We start from the raw sequence: 18,563 nt of genomic DNA, 5'->3' as shown, positions 1-18,563 counted from the left end.
AATTAACCTCCATTTCTAAAATGTCTTAAGTAAATTAAAACTGTCCAATAGATTTTATGACATCATCATTAACTGTTTTTGCTCTTGCTTTTGTTGCTGCATTACAATAGTAATAATTGTTTTTAAGCAATGTCCAGCAATAGTTTCATATCTTCTGGCAATATCTTTCTTATCATTTTCGCAAATAACATCCTGCTGTTTTCCAACTTGCTCAAGTTCTTTTTGAATATCTAATAAACGATTATTAAGTTTGCTACGATTTTCATATGCCTTGAATCCGTCATGTAATCCTGTAAGCAATTTGTCCGTTTCTGAAGGATAACCCATCTGTCTGTATTCATTGGATGCAAGGCATAAAGAAAGAGCAGACAGTTGTTTTAAATTTTCAACCATCTGCTCTGTATCATCAGTATTACATTTTTTAAATAAGGTATTTAGTTTTGAAGGTGAAATGTCATTCTTATCGATTTCAATAATATATTTTTGAATTTCAGAGCAAACCTCATCACGAATAATATATTGTGGGTGTTCCTCGGATGGAATTGCTGAGAGGTTGAAGCTTTCTTTAATATCTTCATTCCAGTCCTTGCATTTAGAAAGCAATCTGCTACATTTAATTCCTTTCTTAGAAAGTAAATCCTGAAATTTTTCACTTGCTTCAATACCCGCTGCGTCATGGTCTAAACATAATAGAACATGATTTAAATTAGAATTAATTTCGAGTATTTTAAGCATTGCTTGTTCCGATACTCCACACAATGCGACATAGCTGTGTTCCTGCCAATGGATGTTTTTATATATTGTAATAAAAGACAGCATATCAATGGGAGCCTCAAAAACATAGAGTCTGTTACTTATTCCTGTGTAATGAAAACTATAACCTGGATTACCGCTTTCAATATTACCTTTAAATCCATTACCATGAGAATAAATTCCACGTTTGTGTGCATGACAAGAAACTCCATTTTCATCATAGCCTACAAATACTGCGTTATGATATTCTTTCGTCTTGTTTGCAGATTGTTCACAACTTTCATAGAGTAATTTTTGTTTAGCGAAGAAACTAACCACATCACGATCAATATGACGATTTTTAATGAGATACGCAAAAACCCTTCGCATATCTGAATTCTTCGGAGGGAGTACAAAGGGTTTTCGTTTTATTTGCTTTCTTTTTTTTGCCTTACTATATAACTCACCTTGTTCACCACTAAGGAGCTTTGTTACTGCCTCTGGAAAAGATAAGCCATAAAAGTTTTGTACAAAATCAATTGCAAGACCTCCCTGCTCTAATGCATGATCGTACCATTCGTTACCTCTAACTGTAATACTATGGTCACTTGCAATTCTTTTTTCTCTACCTGATGGCAATAGTTTCTCACCTTGCCTTTGCAAAAATTCTACAAGATCAACTTCATTAGCTCTTAGTTTTTGTTCTTCTGTAAAATGAATATAAGTACTCATAGATTTCCTCCTAATTAATTTTATATTTATTCAGAACGACCTATCTCTCTCTTTAATTTTAGGCATAGAAAAACAGCCTCTAGCTTAAAAGGCTGTAATTTCATTTTTATTTATAGTTACATTGCAAGGACATAAGATTTTTGTAATTTAAAACATCATTTAATGAATTTCTCAAATTCCTCAACTAATCGTTCTACATATGCTAATCTTCCTCTACCAAGAGAGGCATAGTATTTAGCATGTTTTTTACAAGCTAAAAGAGCACTCTTTAAATATTCAATTCCAAAATCCTTTAAAATATTATCCAAAAAATAGCGAGTTGAATATTCATTTAGTGTTCTTGCATATTGCTCTCCGTTCATCATACCAAGAAAATCAGTTACATAGTCTCCAGCAGATCCTTCATTCATTCCAGTTAACTTAACTATTTCATTTCTTCCTTCAGTTCTACCTAAGTCTCCTAGATATACTTTCTTTGCAATCCTATATGCAACTTCAGCCATATCCTTTGTTAACGTATTACCGATATTCACTTTTGGTTCAACAGCTCTTATATCACTTGGATCGTAAGTGTGAAGTGCTAATTTTAATTTATCAGAATGTTTAATTAACCAGTCATAGCAATATTTTTGATTTTCTTCATTATAAATATCAGTATTTATGGAATATAATATCCTTTTTTGAGTACTAGACTCTCGGCTAGAATACCAATCAAGTGCAAATCCACACATTGCTTCAATTTCTTGTTTTTTTAATTCAAGACGTTCAAAGGTCTCTTTATCATAGACATATAAACCAATTTTTAAAATCTTCTTTCCAATTATATTTAGAAATATATGATATCCATTACCTCCAATTGCAACATCATACCAATTATCTGTTGAAGGTTTACGCCTACCAATATCAGTATCTCTACCGACTGACTTGCAATAATCAACAAAGCCTGTCCAAAAAGCTAGTCTTAATTGCTGTGTATTGCTAACATTTATATCTTTGTTAAATGCCGGTGTTACTTTTATCTCTGTAAATTCAGGTACTTCTGGAACTTCCTCTCTTTCATCGAAAATAAAGTTAATGTGTAGAAGTTCTGATTTTTGCTCATTTCCTGCAAACTTAAACATCCAACGCCCTTCCATAAATGAAAGTAACTTTAAGCCACGATTATAAATATGCATGTCGCTCCAATCATCTTCCTTTGACACCTCTATCTCACTGTGAGAACCATTTTCATAACCTCGCCTTCCAGCGGAGTTACTTGTTTTTTTATCATCAAAGCTATCATTTTGTAGGCTCGAATTTATACTCTGCGCAAGAGGAAGAAGATTCCCAATAGATGAAGAAAGAATTTTTATTTCTGCATCAGTGTATTTTCTAAATTGATTCTTCCAATACCACTTAGAAGGTGTTTGTGGAAGAATATGCTCTATAGTTAATTTATCCTTCTCAGTTTTAGTGAATAAGTTCCAGTCAAGTTTTTCAATATTGCCTTTAACTGCTAAGCTATATTCATATTCATAAAGCAAGTATTTTAAATCTTTCCATCCATAAAACCCATCACCGTTATCAAACCTTTTATCTATTCTAGTCATAAAATTATTAATTGCAGCTTTTATATCATTATCTGTTGTAGTTTTAAGATCATTGGCAACTTCATTTATAGAAATAACCCCAGCATAAACATCTTTTGCTTTTCTATAATAATCACTACTTTTATAACTAGATTGAAATGTACCCATTCTAAAGCAAACAAATATAAACCGTTCTATTTGCTTAAACAGTTCTACCCTTTCAATGCTTGTTGACTTTGAAGATGGTGTTATTGCAGATGTAACAAGAGGTCTAAAGTATCCAATACCTACTCGATTTAATTTATCAAGCCATATTTTTTCATCATCTGTTAAATTACTCTCATTAGGGAAAAATGTATAGTACCAATATTTAGCTGTTTCATTTAGACTTAGTACATAAGTATCGATATCACTAGGCTCAAGCTTTGCAATTGCTACAACTTCTTCGTCAGTTATAATATCTTCATCAGAATCTAAATCCATTATTTCTTCACTAGTCTCTTCTACAATAGGTATGATTTGTTTTTCAAAAACATTTTTTGCTGAAAATCTATTTAATAAAAATTTAATATAATCATTACCTTTTTGACGAGAATATTGAAAAAACATAATCCAGTGTGCTCTCAAAAACTCATCATCAGAAAGCGATACCTTTTTATTCCTACCAAGCTGATAATAAACCTCTTTCCATGCATCATTAATTTTCTTTCTAAGAGCATTTTTATTGTATTCATCAAGTTTGTTGTGATCAAACAGAGTAGTTAAATAAATTAATCGATTTTTCAAAAGTTCAAGGTTGGTAAGTTTTTTTCCACGATTATTCATCGTTTCAAAAGCTACAAAAACATCATAGTCATCTTCAATTTCATGAATATTAAACATCAATTTTTGTGTAAGCTTTTTATAAATCTTTTCAATACCCTCTAATCCTTCATCCTCATATAACTGTGAAAGGCAATTCCAAAAAAACTCTTTAGCATATTTTAAGTTTTTAGTATAATATGTTTCTTGTATTGATTTTGAAAATTGTTGACCAAAGACTTTATATTGCAAATATTCAAAGCTTGGGTTATCTTCTTCGTAACCAAATAAATATGTGGTTATAATATTATGAGGCGGCTGTTTTCGTGAAATATACTTTGTTCTGATGTCCTTAATAGTTTCATAAGCTAGAACTATCTCCTCATCATTTTTGTCTTTGTTTTCATCAATAGCTTTAATAAAATTTATTATCTCATTTAATAGGATTGAAATCGTTGTAAGTCTTTGTTGACCATCTACAACATGACAAGCTTTATATCCACTATCCAAAAGCCATAAATCATTATTCCATCTTTCAGTTGATTTTCGATTGAGTTCTTTAAGAGATAAAAGCCCCGTATAATGGTATCTATCCATTTGAAGGTTCATAATGTCATCCCAAAAATCAATTAATTGTTCTTTCCGCCATGCATAACCTCGCTGATAATCTGGAATACGGAATATTTTATTTTGAAATATTTGTGATATTGATTCTAAATTATTCATGAGTTATACATTCCTTCCTAAGTCTATTTAAATATTCATTCAAATATGTAAAAACCATTTTAATTTAATCAAATATTATAATTACAAGTATACTTATTTTACACCATTTATTCTTTTTATCAAATATAATTATCTGAATTATTACAATTATTATATTTACAGTTTCATGTCCTGCTCATGCTCATCTCTCTTATGCCCTTGTGCTGCTTTCTTTTCTCTTAGTTTCCTCATAAGCTTACTATCTATCTTTAGTCCTACCCCTGATGATTTAAGCGGAATACTATCTTCAAATGTTTTACTCATATGATGAAACATTCTTGTTACCGTAAGACATACAGACACTTCTTTAAACTTATCCATATTTTCAAGAAAAAACTTAGCATATTCATTTCCTTGCTCTGCGGATAGAGTAAACCATTTTATTGCTGCATCTTTATCCTTTGGCACACCTTCACCCATCAAATATAATTTCCCCAATAAATACTGTGCATATTGATTTCCTTTTTCTGCAGATATAAGTAACCATTTTATTGCTGTCGGAATGTCTTTATGTATATCCTCCCCCTTAAGGTATAAGTTGCCAAGCTGATATGCTGCATACTCATTCCCCTGCTCTGATGATAGTTCAAACAGTCCTACAACTTTATAAATATCCTTCTCCACATATTTTCCGTTAAGATAAAGCTTGCCAAGAGAATACTGTGCAAATTGATTACCACTTGTCGATGCCTGTTCTAAATATTCAACTGCTTTCTTTATTTCTGTTATAGTTGGATTTTCTTTTGCAAGGATTAATTTTGCAAGTGAGTAACAAGCAAAGAAATTTCCTAGCTTTGCAGACTTTTCATAGTACTTTTTTGCTCTCTCTATATCCTTTTCAGTACCAATCCCATTTTGAAGCATCCAGCCAAGTCTATATTGTATTTTATCATCATTGCTTTGCTTTTCTAACTTTTCAAAACCGATGAATGCAGAATGAAAATATTTATTTGATTCTTTTTCATTCTTATAGGTTCCAACTCCATCATTATACATTTTTGCAACTTCAAAATCAGCATATGGGAAACCCTGTTTTGCAGATCTTAAATACAAATTAAAAGCTTTTATATAGCTTTGTTCTACGCCTTGACCCCTATAATAAAGTCCACCTAAGGAATACTCGGCAAATTTATATTTTTGTTCTGCTGATAAAGTGAACCAATAGAAAGCCTCTTCATAGCTTTCTTCTGTACCAAGACCTTGTAACTGCATTTTACCTATACGATATTCTGTATATTTCCATGGCTTTTTATCTTCAACCTTATAAAAAGCTGCAAGAGCCTTTTGATACCACTCATAAGCTTTTGATACATCAATCTCTCGACCAAGTCCGTCTGCAAACATTCTTCCAATATCAAACATGGCAAGAGCATTCCCATTTTTTGCTTCTAATACAAACATCTCAAAAGCTCTTTCTAAATCTTGTACTATATCATCTGTGCCAAATAAAAATTCACGAGCCTCTTTATATTCATCACTCCATTTTAAGTAAACATCTTCAGTGGTATCATCATTAACTTCTATTTCACTAACTAAATCTAGAGTATAACCTTCTATTTCAATAAATCCAGTATCATTTATAAATACATCATCTATTGCTTTATCTATTCTTTCATCAGTAATATCAATATTATCATCAGTTACTTCTTCAAACGTAATAGTTCCTTTATTGAAATTATCCGCCTCTTTAATAATCATATTTTTAATTGACTTGAATTCTTTTTGCTGTGATAAAGGAAGAGGTACAGGCAAATTACCCATGTAATTATAAAGCACTTCATTACGCATTTCATACCAAAGAGCATATGCCTTACTAATCTTTTCATCCTTTGCAAGCTCATCTACAATCTCATCTACCATTGCTTTAAGCTTTGGCTGTAAATAACCATATTGTTTTTTTCCATTAGTAAATTTCAGACGATCGGAAAGATTTATTAACTTTTCTTCAATATTGCTATTCTGCATTGTGCCATTTTTCATCTCAGTAATTAGTTTGATTAATACTTTCCTTGATTCTTGTTTCAACTCATCTCGTCTTTTACTTTGCTCTATATAAATTCCCTCTAGTTCCTGACCAAAGATATTTTTTACAAATCCTGATTTCATTTTCTCGATACCTTTTTTAGTAAGGTATCCCTCTTTAGGATCTGTAGAGTAACAAATCATATGAACATGAGGATGATGCCCCTCATTATGAAATGCTGCATACCACTGAAAGTTTTCAAGCTTTATCTTTAAAAATTCAGCTATATCTATAGCGTAGTAAGAAAGCATATTGTGCCATCTTTCAGCATTATCATATCCTAGCCTAGTAGCATCCTCTCGTCTTAGAGAAATAATTGGTGTCCATATGTTGCCTTTATGATTTGCAACTTCATTAGCAGTTCTATTAAGTACAAGACTATCATTTCCTCCTGTAAATAAACCATGCTTGCCCATTTTCTCTACCCTTGGTCTATTTGCAATATAATCCACATAATTCTTCCGTTTACCAATCTTATCAACATTTTGTTCTATTGCTATCCCAATAAATTCAGAAGCATTTTCTATTGTAGGATTCTCTATATAATCTTCATACTCAAATAGATTTTTAGTATTTGGGAACTCCTTAATTATTTGAGAAACTAATTCCTCTTGTTTTAATGTTGGAGAGATATCTTTGTTTTCTACTCTTATCTTTTCTACTCCATCACGATTAGCGATATAATTTACTAAGTTTGTAATATGAGCTGATGCTCTTTTACTTCCACCTTTTAGATATGGGCACTTTAAAATAAGCCTTGGCATAAATTATCACTCTCCAATTCCTTGTTGGAACTTTATCGCCTCCTCCATGGATACTTTACCTCTTGTTTTTTTCACCTGCTGAACACACCTTCCTCGAAGACTACGAAGTTCTTCATCACTAATTTCTAAACCAGCTGCAAGTATATGCATCATCATATTCATCTCAACTGATAGACGAAATAAATTATTGGAATTTCTGTTTTCTGTTTCTTTTAATATCCCTTGTATAGCTGAGATAAGTAACTTAGACAGATATCCTGTGGTATCTTCACTTACAAGGTATCCCATATAAAAACTTAAGGCTTTATCTATAAATTCACTTCGACTTTTACAATTATCCATTTCCAATAAACTGTCCATCTTTTCTATTGTTTCAGGATATAGCCATACTGCTGTCCGTTTCTTTGATGTACTCTTTATTTCTGCCACTTTAACTTCACCTCAAATTTCTCTTCTTTTAACTTGACCACCTCTATATGACACTGACAAGTGCTTATTTTATGGGTTTTATTCTAAATGCTGACCACCTTGATAGACACAAACCCTATTTCTTGACCACCTTCCTTAATTCTTTCAAGCGCACGGCACTGCCGGGCGATGTGAGCGATAGGAGGTCGCTTGCGACCACCTATCTTTATCCTGCACCAAAATCAATAGGGGGGTTCACTTACATTTTAGGCTTATATTTCTCCTAAAATCCAAATATCTTAAGGCTTAATCTGCTCTATTCACAAATCTCTTCAAATTCGCCCACAAATCGTTTTATCTTTCCTTAAGGATAACTTGTGCCACTCTCGTCAATACAATCGCACACAGGGGCAAATATCGCCCCCAAAATGGTTTTATTCCTGTTGTGTAGATGTAGAAGTAGCTGCACCAGTATTTTTAGCTGGTTTTCTTGGCTTTTTAGCTCTACTTTCTTCCTCATTCTTTTCATCAATATATTCTCTGACATTGACTGGCACATATTTCTCATAAAGCTTTTGTAGCTGTTCTGCTAGTTCATCTTGTACATTGATCTCTTTCTTCTCCATATATTTCTTGATTGCTCTTAGCTTTTCAGCCTCAAGACTTACGCTAATAGTATCTTTTTTCATTCGAACATGCCTCCTTCATTTTATTAACTTTTTTATGGTTTCCATTGAAAAAAATGAAAAGGAATAGTCACTACATACTCATGACCATTCCCTGATTTTCATCCTCTGTCTGCTCTTGAGACTCTTCAATTTCTTCTGCATTTATAGTTTCTGTAGGAACTTCAGCCTGTTCACTTTGCACCCTTTCAGTCCTTCTTCTGCCACGATTAGAGGTGGCTCTTGGAGTAGCATCTGATGAACTTTCACTAATAGGTGCAGTTATTTCCCTCTGACTTTCCTGTTCATTATCATTTCTCTCTAGATATCTTCTAGTAGCTGACGGAACATATTTCTCGTAGATACTACTAATATGTTTTTGCAATTCTCCCTCTACAGTCAGATCCTTTTCGTTCATATAAAACCGTAATGCTTCTAACTTTTCTTTTGAAAAAGTTACCTGTAAAGTTGCTTTTTCTGTTGACACACTCATCTTTTTCCCCTCCTTAAAAGTCAAATCCTATAAACTCCATCCTTGGTTGTGCATCTGGTTCTTCTCCTGTGAATTCTTGAATTTTACCAAATTCTTGTGTGTATCTTTCTATTTGTTCATCACTTAGGGATACAAATTCTCCATCTTGGCTATCACCTACAATAAAAAAAGGACCAGCAATGATGTCATTACCAACCCTTCGATTTAGTTCCATTCCATTTAATTTTCCTTCTTCATTACATACCAAAATACAATTATCATCTAAATAAATACATTCAAATAATCCCTCAACCTCTCCTTGAATACCCTCCAAGTCATTCGCTATTTCTTTTTCATAAGGTAAGTTTTGTGGCTCAATCTTTAAGATACGAATTGTCTTTTCTATATTATCCATTAAATCATCCTCCTACATATTCATGTTTTGACTTGGCTTTATTTCTTCGTCTAAATTACTACAATAGTCAAGATATATTGTCATATCAAAGCAGTCATCGAGTACTTCAATTTCTGCGATTTCATCTCTGCTTGTTAGTTCATCTAAGAGTAAAGTTCCAATACCATTGTTTTCTTTTACAACTAGCCCATGGGATTCTTCTATCTCATCAAAATAAATAGCCCAACTACCATTTGAAGTATTTTCAGCAGATTCCTTAATTATTTGCTCTGCAACAATAGAAATTTGCTTATCTATATATGGCTTAATGTTTGGCATAAATGCAACATATCTTGGATAATCATATCCTTGACTATCAATTAAAATCCCATCTCCACTATCTATATTTAGTGCAAGCAGTCCATGGATTTGTCTTGTTGAATCTATATACATTTCTTCTTTTCTATCTGCAATAAAGGTTCTGTCATCTAATAGATTGTTGCTAAATTCTTCAAATTCATTTTCATCCATTACTTCAATTCCATTAATCACACATACTTGTGCATCAAATGCTGAAATCTTTCGTTCAAATATTGCTTTTGTAGTTAGCATAAGCTCCTCCTCTTATTTTAAAATATGCGGCCTGCCATATAGAACCTGTTTGTTTGAATCAAATAAATCTCTGTATACCACCTGTCCTTTCGAGTATGCGGCATCTATTACTTTTCCATTTCCAGCATAGACTCCTACATGTGTAATGTTCATAAATCTTCCGTTTGGCTTGTGACTCCAAAATACCAAATCTCCAGGAACTAGATCTTCTTTTGAAACAGTAAGATTATTATTAACACAAAATCTTCCTTGCTCCGCAGCAGTTCCAGGTATAATTATTCCAATCTGTCTGTAGCTCCACATGGTCAAATAACTGCAATCCGTATAATTTCCTTGTCCTCTTCTTTCTTGTGAATACGGATCTCCAAGCCTTGTCATAGCAAGCTTTACTATCTCTGATCCATTCTCTCCTTCTGGCAAATCATGATACAATTGCTCTAATTCTTCTGGAGTAATGCTATGTGTCCAATCGCCCCATTCCTCAAAACCATCTCCTTCACTTGGTGCTGGAACTCCATACTTAATTCGGTAATAGATTTCATTGGCATTTGCCATATCCTCATAAGTAGTTGCCTTTCCCATAATCGTTTCAATATTTGTATAGACTTCTGGTAGAGTATCAATTGGTACTGCCACAAGATATGTTTCTTCCACTTCATTTCCGTCTGCATCAATTATGGTTCTTGTTCGTTCCTCATAAGTGACAAAGCAGTCAATATATTTACCTTGATCTACACCAGATGGCTGGTCAGAGGCGAAATACAGAGAATAAAAAATAGCCTTAACCATTATGGAGTCCAGACTATCTCCATCTTCCATTTGACCATTTACTTCCTCTATTCTTTCTTCTAGCATTGTAAAGCTATTACGCATATCTTCTATCTGACCTCGATATTCTTCAGGAATATTTTCTGATATAGCACCTCCATGAAAGGATAATTGAATAGCAGTATTGTTATGATTTGCTGTTCCTGAAAGCAGACCACAGATAATAACAATAATCAGAATAAATGGAGACATGATTGCAGAAATAGTCCACCCAATACCTTTTCTCAGCCTTTCATCTGATAATGCTGATATAGCTGCCTTTGCAATAAGTCCTATGGTTGTAGGGTCTGACATTTTATTATCACCACCATTTCATCCCGAATAAATTTCCCTGTTCGCCCATATCTTTCATCTCATCCTCCATTTTACCTACAGTTTTATCTACTGCATTTTGTAAAATATCTGTATCAAAACCTGCATCCATATAGCCATCTTTAATGGATATTTTGTAACGTTCTGATGGTATTCCAAATTCATGACCAGGTGTCATCACATAAACCATTGCTGAAACATTCCTACCATTTAACACAATCTCCATATTTTCCTTTCCATAAAAATTAGGATAACCTTCATACCTATCTAGTGATTTCTCATCTTCTGTTTGGATTCCCCATAGCAAAACGGGAACGCTACTTCCTTTACATGGTTCAATAGTTGCCACTGCACTATATCTTGAACCACGAAATACAAGCTCATAATCCTTTATTTCTGATGCTCCAATGACTCTTGCAGTAGGGCATCGTTGTTTCATTTGTGATAGATTTAAATTACTTCCATATGCGATATATAATATTTCTGGTACTGACTCGTTTGATTTTTTATTTTTCATCCTGACCTCCTACTGATTCATAGACATAGTAAAAGCAGGAGATTCTTCCTCCTGCTCATCTATTTCCATATCATTATTTTGTGTTTCTATTGTTTCTTCTTGTGGATTCGAAAGCTCAACTTCTCTCTTTTTCCTTAACCTTTCTTTCTGTGCTTCTGCCTGTTCAGGTGACTTCCATGCAATATTTCCTTCTAAATGGTCAAGGAGATGTTTCCTTGCTGTTTTAAATTCATCTCCTATTAAACCAAGTCTTAATAGCCATACTCTGAATGTATATTTTTCATTTTCTGATACAGTTTTTATTGGACTTGCTGACCTTTGGTTGTAGGCTTGAGCTGTAATAGCCATACAAAATTGCAGATATGCTTTCATCTTCCCAGCATGTAGGGAACCATTAAAGGCTCGAAACTCAATCGTTCCCTTTTGAAAGACAGAATGAAGATTCAAGCAATGGTATCTACTATCATGATAATGCTGATGACTGCCATCACTACCTTTGTACCATAACTTTTGGATTCCACTCTTTGTTTTTGGTTTCTGCTTATTTAACTTCTCCAAAAAATCCGTATCTATCTTTTTGCAATACCGTCTTTCCCTATCTGAATCCACCTGTAATGCCTTGTATATCATATTCTCTTTTGCAGCTACAATATTAACAAGATTTCTTAATTGGTACGCCTCAAAAGGTGCCGCATTAATGTGAATATGGATTCCACAGGACTTATTACTAAATGCTCCTGCCTCTCTGAGCTTACGCTCCATCTCCTGTATCTTTTCGATATCTTCATACTTACAAATGGGACTAACAAGCTCTACACTGTATTCTCTGTCAGCTATTTGCTTTCTATTTCCCACTTTTTTCTGACAGCTTATGCTACCATCACTTACAAACTTCCACTTTCGGTTTTCATTATCCCTTACACTATAAGTGTCATAACCACCACCTTCATGTTCAGCTATCTCATTGAGATATTCGGCAACTACTTCAGCAGCTCTTCTTCTTGTTATGCCTGTCATCTCAATTTCAATTCCAAAGTTCTGATTTCTTAAATCCACAGCCTCACCACCTTACCATTGCTTTTTTGCTTCGATGATGTCCTGAGCTTTTTTAAATCCTGCATACCTAGAAGCAGTGACAATATATTCTGTAAGTCTTTCATTTCTCCAAGAGTCTATCAGCTGTCCACGGCATATATCATGGAGTTCATTTATCTTTAGTATAGTGCTTTCAATAATTCTAGATGCTTGCGTGGATTCTCCACCAGATAGCTTTAGCTTATTAATATATTCATTGAGAATATGGTCAAATTCTTCAATATGCCCCTCATCATAATGGTTATATGCTAGGAAAGGATTTTCATATTTTTCACCATTAATGCAATACTTTATTTGCTCCAATAATCTTGGCCTATTCTTTGTTTCTGCTTTTAAATACTGTTCCATAAAACAAAGCAAGTCATTATCCCTGTTTGGAGTATATCTGATGCACACCCTCAAATCATCTATAATGCCTTGCTTTTGTTCCCGGTAGGATTCGATTTTTTCTTGTTTCTTTACCCATTCAGCACTTTCAATAGTCACTACCTTCCACCTGCCTTTCCAAATAATTTTTCTTTATATGCTGGAGCATGGACAGCAAGGTTATATCTTTCATTGCCACACTTATATAAGCACACCCCTCTCTGTGGAAATTTAATTAGATTATATTCTGATTCTTCAAGCTGTAAGGTATCCATATAAAACTGTTTATCAATATTTCCTGCATTAAATAAAAAAGCGTGTGCTGGGATAGAAAACAGCGGTTTTGTCAGCTCCTTAATGCCTTCAATATTGAAGTCCTCAAGGTTTTGACTGCTAAGTATTACTGCTGATTCTTTCTTTCGCACTCGCTTCATAAAATTACGAATATATTCTATTGCAATAAGATTAGTAAGGAATAAATACAGTTCATCAATTCCAGCTGCAGTATTTCCCTCTGTTAACAGTTTATCTGACATAAAAGATAATACATTAAATAGCAATGCATTCTTTACATTTTTACTAGCCTGTAACAACCCTTTTACACCAAATACAATAAATCTATTAGAAGTTATATTGGTATGTCCGTTGAAAAATTTACTTTCTGCCCCTTGGCACATAGAATGAAGTCCAAGCAAAATTTCTTGTAATAGTTCTGCTGTGTAAAGCTGATATTTTCCTTTTTCATAACCTTTATATTCTTCCTCTATTAATGTATATAGGTCTGAAAGGATAGGATACTCAACAGATTCTAATCGGCTGAAATTTGTACTATCACTGATTCTCCATTTAGTGTAGAGTTTTCCTAGCATAATTTCTATAACATCAATATGCCTATCATCAAAATCCTTATAACATCGGAAGAAATCTTTTAAAAAACTAATGTGCTGACTTAGCTTTGTTGCTTGTCTAAATGCAAGAGGAGCATCTTTGTTCTGCGGACTTCCTCCCTCATCCCAAGTCTTTGGTTCTAGTGGATTTATCATATACTCTCCACTCATTAAATCTACAAAGCATCCACCTATATTTTCTGCAAGCTCCACATACTCATTCTCTGGATCAAGGCATATAACATTCTTTCCTGACTCTAAGATATTGCATAATATCAGTTTTAATAAATAGCTTTTTCCTTGTCCTGAATTACCAAGAATAAGGATACAAGGATTTGTTTTATCATCATCTCTTTTATCAAAATCAACGAGAATATTAGAACCAAATTTATCTCTACCTAAATAAAATCCATTGCTGTCCGTTTTGCCTGAATAGTTAAAGGGATATAAATTTGCAACTGAGGATGCTGGAAGTACTCTTTCATATTGACTACCAAATACATTTCTGCCTGTTGGACCAACACATAAAAAGCCTTGCTGTTGTCGTAGCATAAGCCTATCTACATTTAATTTGGATCTCACAAGTTCTGTTAATACATCTGTCTGTAGCAGTTTCAAGCTGTCATAATCACTTGCAGTAATCTCAATATATACTGCACAGTGAAGGAGTGGTTCTCTATTTCTATGCATTGCTGATACAAGGGTAACAACATCTTGCAAGTTACTTTCTGCTGTTACTGTCTGCTGTAAATCATTTGTATTTGCAGTATTCATCCTGTTTTTATTGGCTGCATTATGAATGATTTTCTTTTCTTCATTGGGAGTTACCTGTCTGGTATAGATTCTAAGGGTTACTCCATCCTTTTCTCCTAAATGACGTAGGATTGCTTGTTCACTGGTACTTGTAGGATATTCACGGAGTGCCCATACACATCTATAGGTATTTCCACAGATAAAATGATCTGTGTTGAATTTGATGATGGATGGAGCAATCATATCTACAAAGCTTTTGATCTTTTCATCTTCTATGATTGGTATTTTCTTTTTTACCATAGTATCTTCTTACCTCGCTTTCTTTTTCTGCATTAAAAAAAGCCCTACACATTAATGCAAGGCTATAGATATAAATAGATTTATTATTAAGTTGTTCCATAATCTTATAGATAATTTGGATTTTCAATTTGATTCAACCATGCTTTTATTCCACTCAACCAACTTGACATATTTGAATTTTTAGTAAAACAGTCTTGTCATAACATAATTGTTAACTGTTGATAGAAACTCTTCTCTGTCGAATTAGAATATATCACAATCAATTCACCTTATTATTTTTTAGGTTTAAATTTTGCACTATAAGCCTTAGCATCTTCGTCATCTGTCAGCCATCCATATCTTTGTAGAAATTCTAACTTACGTTCTTCTGTATCATAGTGTTCTTCTGTTCTTTTACCCGGTACCCTTTCGTTTTCTTTACCGTTAAAGAAACGACTTGATTCTCCCTCACGATAAGAGATTGGCTCTCCGTCTTTTATATACTTACCACAGTATACATCTTTATATCCACTGTAGGTTTTTTCATTACCCACCATACCGTCTAATATGCCACTTGCCAATTTTGCAAGCAACCCTTTTTCTTCATCTGTTTTTAGTATTGTTTTCTTCATATCTTGTCTCCTTTTCTTTTTTTTCTTGTAATTACTTTAACTTTCTAATATCATTATACTCAGATATGACGACCGCGAAAAGTTGTCAAATTTACTAATTTGACCGCACTTTAGAAAGAGGTGAATCCAATGGATCCAAATTATGTAACCATTGAAAAAGATTTCTTTATGCAAACTTTAAAGGAAAAAAAGAGTAGTATACGAAAACTTGGAAGAAATGAAAAAATCATAAACTCTGAAAGAACCATCCGTAGATCTTTAAATGCTGGGGAAATGAGTAGAGATCTGCTAAACAGCATTGCAAAAGAGCTTGATGTATATCCAGCATTTCTTTCTGGTGAAATATATCTTTCCATATGTTCAAAAAAAGATGATTTGCTAAGACATGCTGCATTATCTTCACTAAAAATAAATAATTACCCTTATTTTATGAAAGAAAATGATGAATATCAGATTAATTATTTTCTTAAAAACGTACTAATGCTCTATGATATTTCATTAGCGCAATATGAACATTTTCCATTTGAACGAAAGATTGAATTTCTACGTACTCTAGATACTGCAATTGTGCCTGTAATAGATCATTTCTTTATACAGGATGCCTACGGAAATGCTGGTCTACCCAACTTGCAACTCAATAGTATTCATATTGATCAGTATGAAGAAGAACATTATATGAATATCTGGCTCCAGCAACGAAAGGAAGAATTTATCTCCCATCCTCCAAGATGGTGGACCTCTAAAGATATAGAGAAAATGTCCTTGTCAGAAATTCAGGCTCTAGATATGGAACTTCAAACTGGAGATTTCGTTCACGATGATTATGATCCATTTGCAGATAAGTATTAACATCGCTAGAAATAAATAGGCCTAAGCATCACGTTGCGGTGCTTAAGCCCATAACCTCTTTACAGAATTCCTTATTACTTTCATTCAAGTAAAATATCAAACTAAAATTTGTTAACCTAAATTATCTGTATTTTCAATGTAGATAGATACTTCATCACAGCTTGGGCAGATGGCTACTTTTGGTTTTCCTATTCTATTGGCGAATAAACGCTTATCGTCTGTTGCCATTAATATTCCATAGCCAGCACCTTCAATTTTATTGAACAATTTTCAATCATTTCGGTTTCACATCTTAAACATTTTCTCACGCATATACATCCATTAAATTCGAATTTGTCACCCTTCTCTTTTTGCTTCAATAATCTCAATAAACAAACCAACTATAGCTAAAATCATGAATATTGCGGCAAAAATATAATCCGATCCACGCAGACAACCAATAACCGTACTTATTGCACCGGCCTGAACTTTGTTTACGCAAGCAATAATCAATCCCACAAATCCAATCATACCACTTAAAAGCATAGATGCTCCTAAAATCATCTTTTTCATACTATACATCTCCTTATTACAAATTCCTATTTTTATGTTTAAATATCAGTTCTGTTTTTTGGAATCTTTCACTTTCTTTTATGCTCATGCTATTGTATTCTCATTAAGAATCTTAATAATATTGGCAGAACAGCATTTCTTTGTTGGACTTAATTCTTTACATTTACCCAGAGTGCAAGCACCTGTCATATTTCTAATATCTTGTAGAGATTTTGCCCCATTTGCTATGGCTTCTAGTATTTTTTCCTTACTAACATTGGAGCAATAACATATTATTTCATTTTGCATACCTAACACCTCGCTTAGTACAACTACCCTTTTAAAATTGCTTAACTAATTTTTAATTATACCTATTATATCACGTACACTCTATCAAATAAACTTACACTTTATTAATTTTTACACATCTCCAAGTACCACCCACCTCTCCCCATCATAATCTTCATACCTTTCCGTTGTTACATTCTGCTCATAATAAACACCAAGTAGTCTTTTAATATCCAAATTATCAGCCCTTCTAGTAGTAAATCCTTGGTCTTTTAAGCTCTTTTCAATCCTTGAAAGATAAGGAAATACATCAGATTCTTTTTCATTTTTAAGCCTAATAATAATTAGAAACTCACGAGCTGTAGCCATCTGAACTTGCATCCTATCAAGATTTGTACTGTCTTGCTGTAGTAGCTTACGAATAACAGGATTTTGCTCTGTATCCATTCTTCTTTTTAAATACTGCTTATTATCATCAAAGTTTTCTTTTGAATTAAGACATAACATTTCAATCTCTGCAATCCCCTTTAGTACCGTCATATGTGCATAGATCCTTGCACTTACACTTGATTCAGATAATACTGATATATTGGTTGGACGGATAATAAAATACACTAGCTCCCCATATGGGGTCTTAAGACTGTAATCTGTTATTTCATCAATACCCATCAGCTCTTTTGTAGACTGCTTTTGCCTTTCCTTTTGTTTCTGTTTTCTGCCCACTCTTATAACCTCCATTCAAACTTCTGTTGCTTTAAAAGAAAAAAGCCACATGCATAACGAATGAAATTCAATATGCTTGTGTCTTCAAATTGTATAGTTAAAAAGCTATATACTGCTGTTATTACAATAGGTGGCATAAATCCAAGTTGTGCTAAGGCAAATACAGAAATAAGAAGTTCAACTCCAATAATTCCTATATCTTTTAATTCCCATAGCCATAATGTTGCTTTGGCCTTTAAATTGTCGGGATACATATACACCGTTTATTCCTCCACTTCATGTTTAAATTTTCTTAAAAAATAAGCAATCCCTTGCATTATAAAATCTACACATGGGATTGCTACACTATTACCTAATGCCTTATATCTTGCACTATCGGATGATTTTTCTATTTTAGTCCACCCATCGGGAAATCCTTGAAGTCTTTCGCATTCCATTGGTGTTAGTCTGCGTACAAGATTCTTAGTAGTTACAAGATTTTCACTTCCGCCTCCATTATCTCCACCCTCTGCTCTAAGTGTTGCACATCCTTCCTTATAATTAGCAAATTCCGATTGTCCAAACATC

The 18,563-nt window shown here is 33.4% G+C and carries 20 protein-coding genes; 1 reads left to right on the top strand and 19 read right to left on the bottom strand.

Annotated elements, in window-relative coordinates:
- Positions 1-54: 54 nt before the first annotated feature.
- From CLNEO_RS16845 to CLNEO_RS04235, 14 genes are all read right to left on the bottom strand, one after another.
- The gene (locus CLNEO_RS16845; RefSeq protein WP_066084969.1) at positions 55-1,464 is read right to left on the bottom strand and encodes a DUF3991 and toprim domain-containing protein; all 1,410 of its coding nucleotides are present in this window, start codon (positions 1,462-1,464) and stop codon (positions 55-57) included.
- Positions 1,465-1,619: 155 nt separating this feature from the next.
- Entirely contained in the window at positions 1,620-4,559 is a 2,940-nt protein-coding gene (locus CLNEO_RS04295) for a DUF4268 domain-containing protein (protein WP_066084966.1), read from the bottom strand.
- Positions 4,560-4,715: 156 nt separating this feature from the next.
- Positions 4,716-7,385, bottom strand: a complete 2,670-nt coding sequence (mobP3, locus tag CLNEO_RS04290; RefSeq protein ID WP_066084963.1) for a MobP3 family relaxase — start codon at positions 7,383-7,385, stop codon at positions 4,716-4,718.
- A 6-nt stretch (positions 7,386-7,391) separates the two neighbouring features.
- The gene (locus tag CLNEO_RS04285; protein WP_242864152.1) at positions 7,392-7,814 is read right to left on the bottom strand and encodes a hypothetical protein; all 423 of its coding nucleotides are present in this window, start codon (positions 7,812-7,814) and stop codon (positions 7,392-7,394) included.
- A gap of 413 nt (positions 7,815-8,227) precedes the next feature.
- Positions 8,228-8,482, bottom strand: coding sequence for a DUF6103 family protein (locus CLNEO_RS04280; RefSeq protein WP_066084961.1), 255 nt, complete (start codon positions 8,480-8,482; stop codon positions 8,228-8,230).
- A 70-nt stretch (positions 8,483-8,552) separates the two neighbouring features.
- Positions 8,553-8,951: a DUF6103 family protein gene (locus CLNEO_RS04275; protein ID WP_083531836.1), complete on the bottom strand. Its 399-nt coding sequence runs from the start codon at positions 8,949-8,951 to the stop codon at positions 8,553-8,555.
- 13 nt (positions 8,952-8,964) lie between these two features.
- Positions 8,965-9,345: a DUF3846 domain-containing protein gene (locus CLNEO_RS04270; RefSeq protein WP_201032859.1), complete on the bottom strand. Its 381-nt coding sequence runs from the start codon at positions 9,343-9,345 to the stop codon at positions 8,965-8,967.
- A 12-nt stretch (positions 9,346-9,357) separates the two neighbouring features.
- On the bottom strand, positions 9,358-9,936 hold the full coding sequence (locus CLNEO_RS04265; protein ID WP_066084956.1) for a DUF6329 domain-containing protein: 579 nt from the start codon (positions 9,934-9,936) through the stop codon (positions 9,358-9,360).
- Between the two features lie 12 nt (positions 9,937-9,948).
- Positions 9,949-11,058: a C40 family peptidase gene (locus CLNEO_RS04260; protein WP_066084953.1), complete on the bottom strand. Its 1,110-nt coding sequence runs from the start codon at positions 11,056-11,058 to the stop codon at positions 9,949-9,951.
- A gap of 7 nt (positions 11,059-11,065) precedes the next feature.
- Positions 11,066-11,593 carry a gamma-glutamylcyclotransferase family protein gene (locus CLNEO_RS04255; protein ID WP_066084950.1) on the bottom strand — a complete coding sequence of 176 codons (528 nt, stop codon included), beginning with the start codon at positions 11,591-11,593 and terminating at the stop codon, positions 11,066-11,068.
- Between the two features lie 9 nt (positions 11,594-11,602).
- Entirely contained in the window at positions 11,603-12,649 is a 1,047-nt protein-coding gene (locus CLNEO_RS04250) for an amidoligase family protein (protein WP_066084947.1), read from the bottom strand.
- A 12-nt stretch (positions 12,650-12,661) separates the two neighbouring features.
- Positions 12,662-13,174, bottom strand: a complete 513-nt coding sequence (locus tag CLNEO_RS04245; protein WP_083531835.1) for a hypothetical protein — start codon at positions 13,172-13,174, stop codon at positions 12,662-12,664.
- Positions 13,174-14,994, bottom strand: coding sequence for a VirB4 family type IV secretion system protein (locus CLNEO_RS04240; protein WP_066084945.1), 1,821 nt, complete (start codon positions 14,992-14,994; stop codon positions 13,174-13,176). Before CLNEO_RS04240 ends, CLNEO_RS04245 begins: the two co-directional genes overlap by 1 nt.
- Positions 14,995-15,266: 272 nt before the next feature.
- Positions 15,267-15,605 (bottom strand): hypothetical protein, encoded by a 339-nt coding sequence (locus CLNEO_RS04235; RefSeq protein ID WP_066084944.1) that lies wholly within the window; start codon positions 15,603-15,605, stop codon positions 15,267-15,269.
- Between the two features lie 129 nt (positions 15,606-15,734).
- Here CLNEO_RS04235 and CLNEO_RS04230 point away from each other — a divergent pair, with 129 nt between their 5' ends.
- Complete coding sequence (locus tag CLNEO_RS04230) at positions 15,735-16,454, top strand: hypothetical protein (RefSeq protein ID WP_066084942.1); 720 nt, start codon at positions 15,735-15,737, stop codon at positions 16,452-16,454.
- Between the two features lie 336 nt (positions 16,455-16,790).
- Here the strand turns inward: CLNEO_RS04230 and CLNEO_RS04225 are convergent, their stop codons facing one another.
- The 5 genes from CLNEO_RS04225 to CLNEO_RS16730 form a co-directional block, all read right to left on the bottom strand.
- Positions 16,791-17,006 (bottom strand): hypothetical protein, encoded by a 216-nt coding sequence (locus CLNEO_RS04225; RefSeq protein ID WP_066084938.1) that lies wholly within the window; start codon positions 17,004-17,006, stop codon positions 16,791-16,793.
- An 84-nt stretch (positions 17,007-17,090) separates the two neighbouring features.
- Positions 17,091-17,294 carry a (2Fe-2S)-binding protein gene (locus CLNEO_RS04220; RefSeq protein ID WP_066084936.1) on the bottom strand — a complete coding sequence of 68 codons (204 nt, stop codon included), beginning with the start codon at positions 17,292-17,294 and terminating at the stop codon, positions 17,091-17,093.
- A gap of 111 nt (positions 17,295-17,405) precedes the next feature.
- A complete protein-coding gene (locus CLNEO_RS04215; protein ID WP_083531834.1) occupies positions 17,406-18,011 on the bottom strand; it encodes a hypothetical protein in 606 nt (201 codons plus the stop codon).
- Positions 17,999-18,256, bottom strand: coding sequence for a hypothetical protein (locus CLNEO_RS04210; RefSeq protein WP_066084931.1), 258 nt, complete (start codon positions 18,254-18,256; stop codon positions 17,999-18,001). The genes CLNEO_RS04215 and CLNEO_RS04210 overlap by 13 nt, the downstream gene beginning before the upstream one ends.
- Positions 18,257-18,259: 3 nt before the next feature.
- On the bottom strand, positions 18,260-18,562 hold the full coding sequence (locus tag CLNEO_RS16730) for a DNA cytosine methyltransferase (RefSeq protein ID WP_408605436.1): 303 nt from the start codon (positions 18,560-18,562) through the stop codon (positions 18,260-18,262).
- Position 18,563 lies beyond the last annotated feature (1 nt).

Source organism: Anaerotignum neopropionicum (assembly GCF_001571775.1).
GTDB classification, from domain to species: domain Bacteria; phylum Bacillota; class Clostridia; order Lachnospirales; family Anaerotignaceae; genus Chakrabartyella; species Chakrabartyella neopropionicum.
The sequence above is the reverse complement of the archived record's forward strand: the minus strand, read 5'-3'. Positions and strand labels throughout refer to the sequence as shown.

Excerpts from the sequence above, each read along its gene's own strand:
- CLNEO_RS04225 (WP_066084938.1), bottom strand. The coding sequence starts at position 17,006 with ATGAAAAAGATGATTTTAGGAGCATCTATGCTTTTAAGTGGTATGATT.
- CLNEO_RS04230 (WP_066084942.1), top strand. The coding sequence starts at position 15,735 with ATGGATCCAAATTATGTAACCATTGAAAAAGATTTCTTTATGCAAACT.
- CLNEO_RS04280 (WP_066084961.1), bottom strand. The coding sequence starts at position 8,482 with ATGAAAAAAGATACTATTAGCGTAAGTCTTGAGGCTGAAAAGCTAAGA.
- CLNEO_RS04270 (WP_201032859.1), bottom strand. The coding sequence starts at position 9,345 with ATGGATAATATAGAAAAGACAATTCGTATCTTAAAGATTGAGCCACAA.
- CLNEO_RS04240 (WP_066084945.1), bottom strand. The coding sequence starts at position 14,994 with ATGGTAAAAAAGAAAATACCAATCATAGAAGATGAAAAGATCAAAAGC.
- CLNEO_RS04295 (WP_066084966.1), bottom strand. The coding sequence starts at position 4,559 with ATGAATAATTTAGAATCAATATCACAAATATTTCAAAATAAAATATTC.
- CLNEO_RS04260 (WP_066084953.1), bottom strand. The coding sequence starts at position 11,058 with ATGTCAGACCCTACAACCATAGGACTTATTGCAAAGGCAGCTATATCA.
- CLNEO_RS04265 (WP_066084956.1), bottom strand. The coding sequence starts at position 9,936 with ATGCTAACTACAAAAGCAATATTTGAACGAAAGATTTCAGCATTTGAT.
- CLNEO_RS16730 (WP_408605436.1), bottom strand. The coding sequence starts at position 18,562 with ATGTTTGGACAATCGGAATTTGCTAATTATAAGGAAGGATGTGCAACA.
- CLNEO_RS04275 (WP_083531836.1), bottom strand. The coding sequence starts at position 8,951 with ATGAGTGTGTCAACAGAAAAAGCAACTTTACAGGTAACTTTTTCAAAA.
- CLNEO_RS04220 (WP_066084936.1), bottom strand. The coding sequence starts at position 17,294 with ATGCAAAATGAAATAATATGTTATTGCTCCAATGTTAGTAAGGAAAAA.
- CLNEO_RS16845 (WP_066084969.1), bottom strand. The coding sequence starts at position 1,464 with ATGAGTACTTATATTCATTTTACAGAAGAACAAAAACTAAGAGCTAAT.
- mobP3 (WP_066084963.1), bottom strand. The coding sequence starts at position 7,385 with ATGCCAAGGCTTATTTTAAAGTGCCCATATCTAAAAGGTGGAAGTAAA.
- CLNEO_RS04235 (WP_066084944.1), bottom strand. The coding sequence starts at position 15,605 with ATGAAGAAAACAATACTAAAAACAGATGAAGAAAAAGGGTTGCTTGCA.
- CLNEO_RS04255 (WP_066084950.1), bottom strand. The coding sequence starts at position 11,593 with ATGAAAAATAAAAAATCAAACGAGTCAGTACCAGAAATATTATATATC.
- CLNEO_RS04215 (WP_083531834.1), bottom strand. The coding sequence starts at position 18,011 with ATGGAGGTTATAAGAGTGGGCAGAAAACAGAAACAAAAGGAAAGGCAA.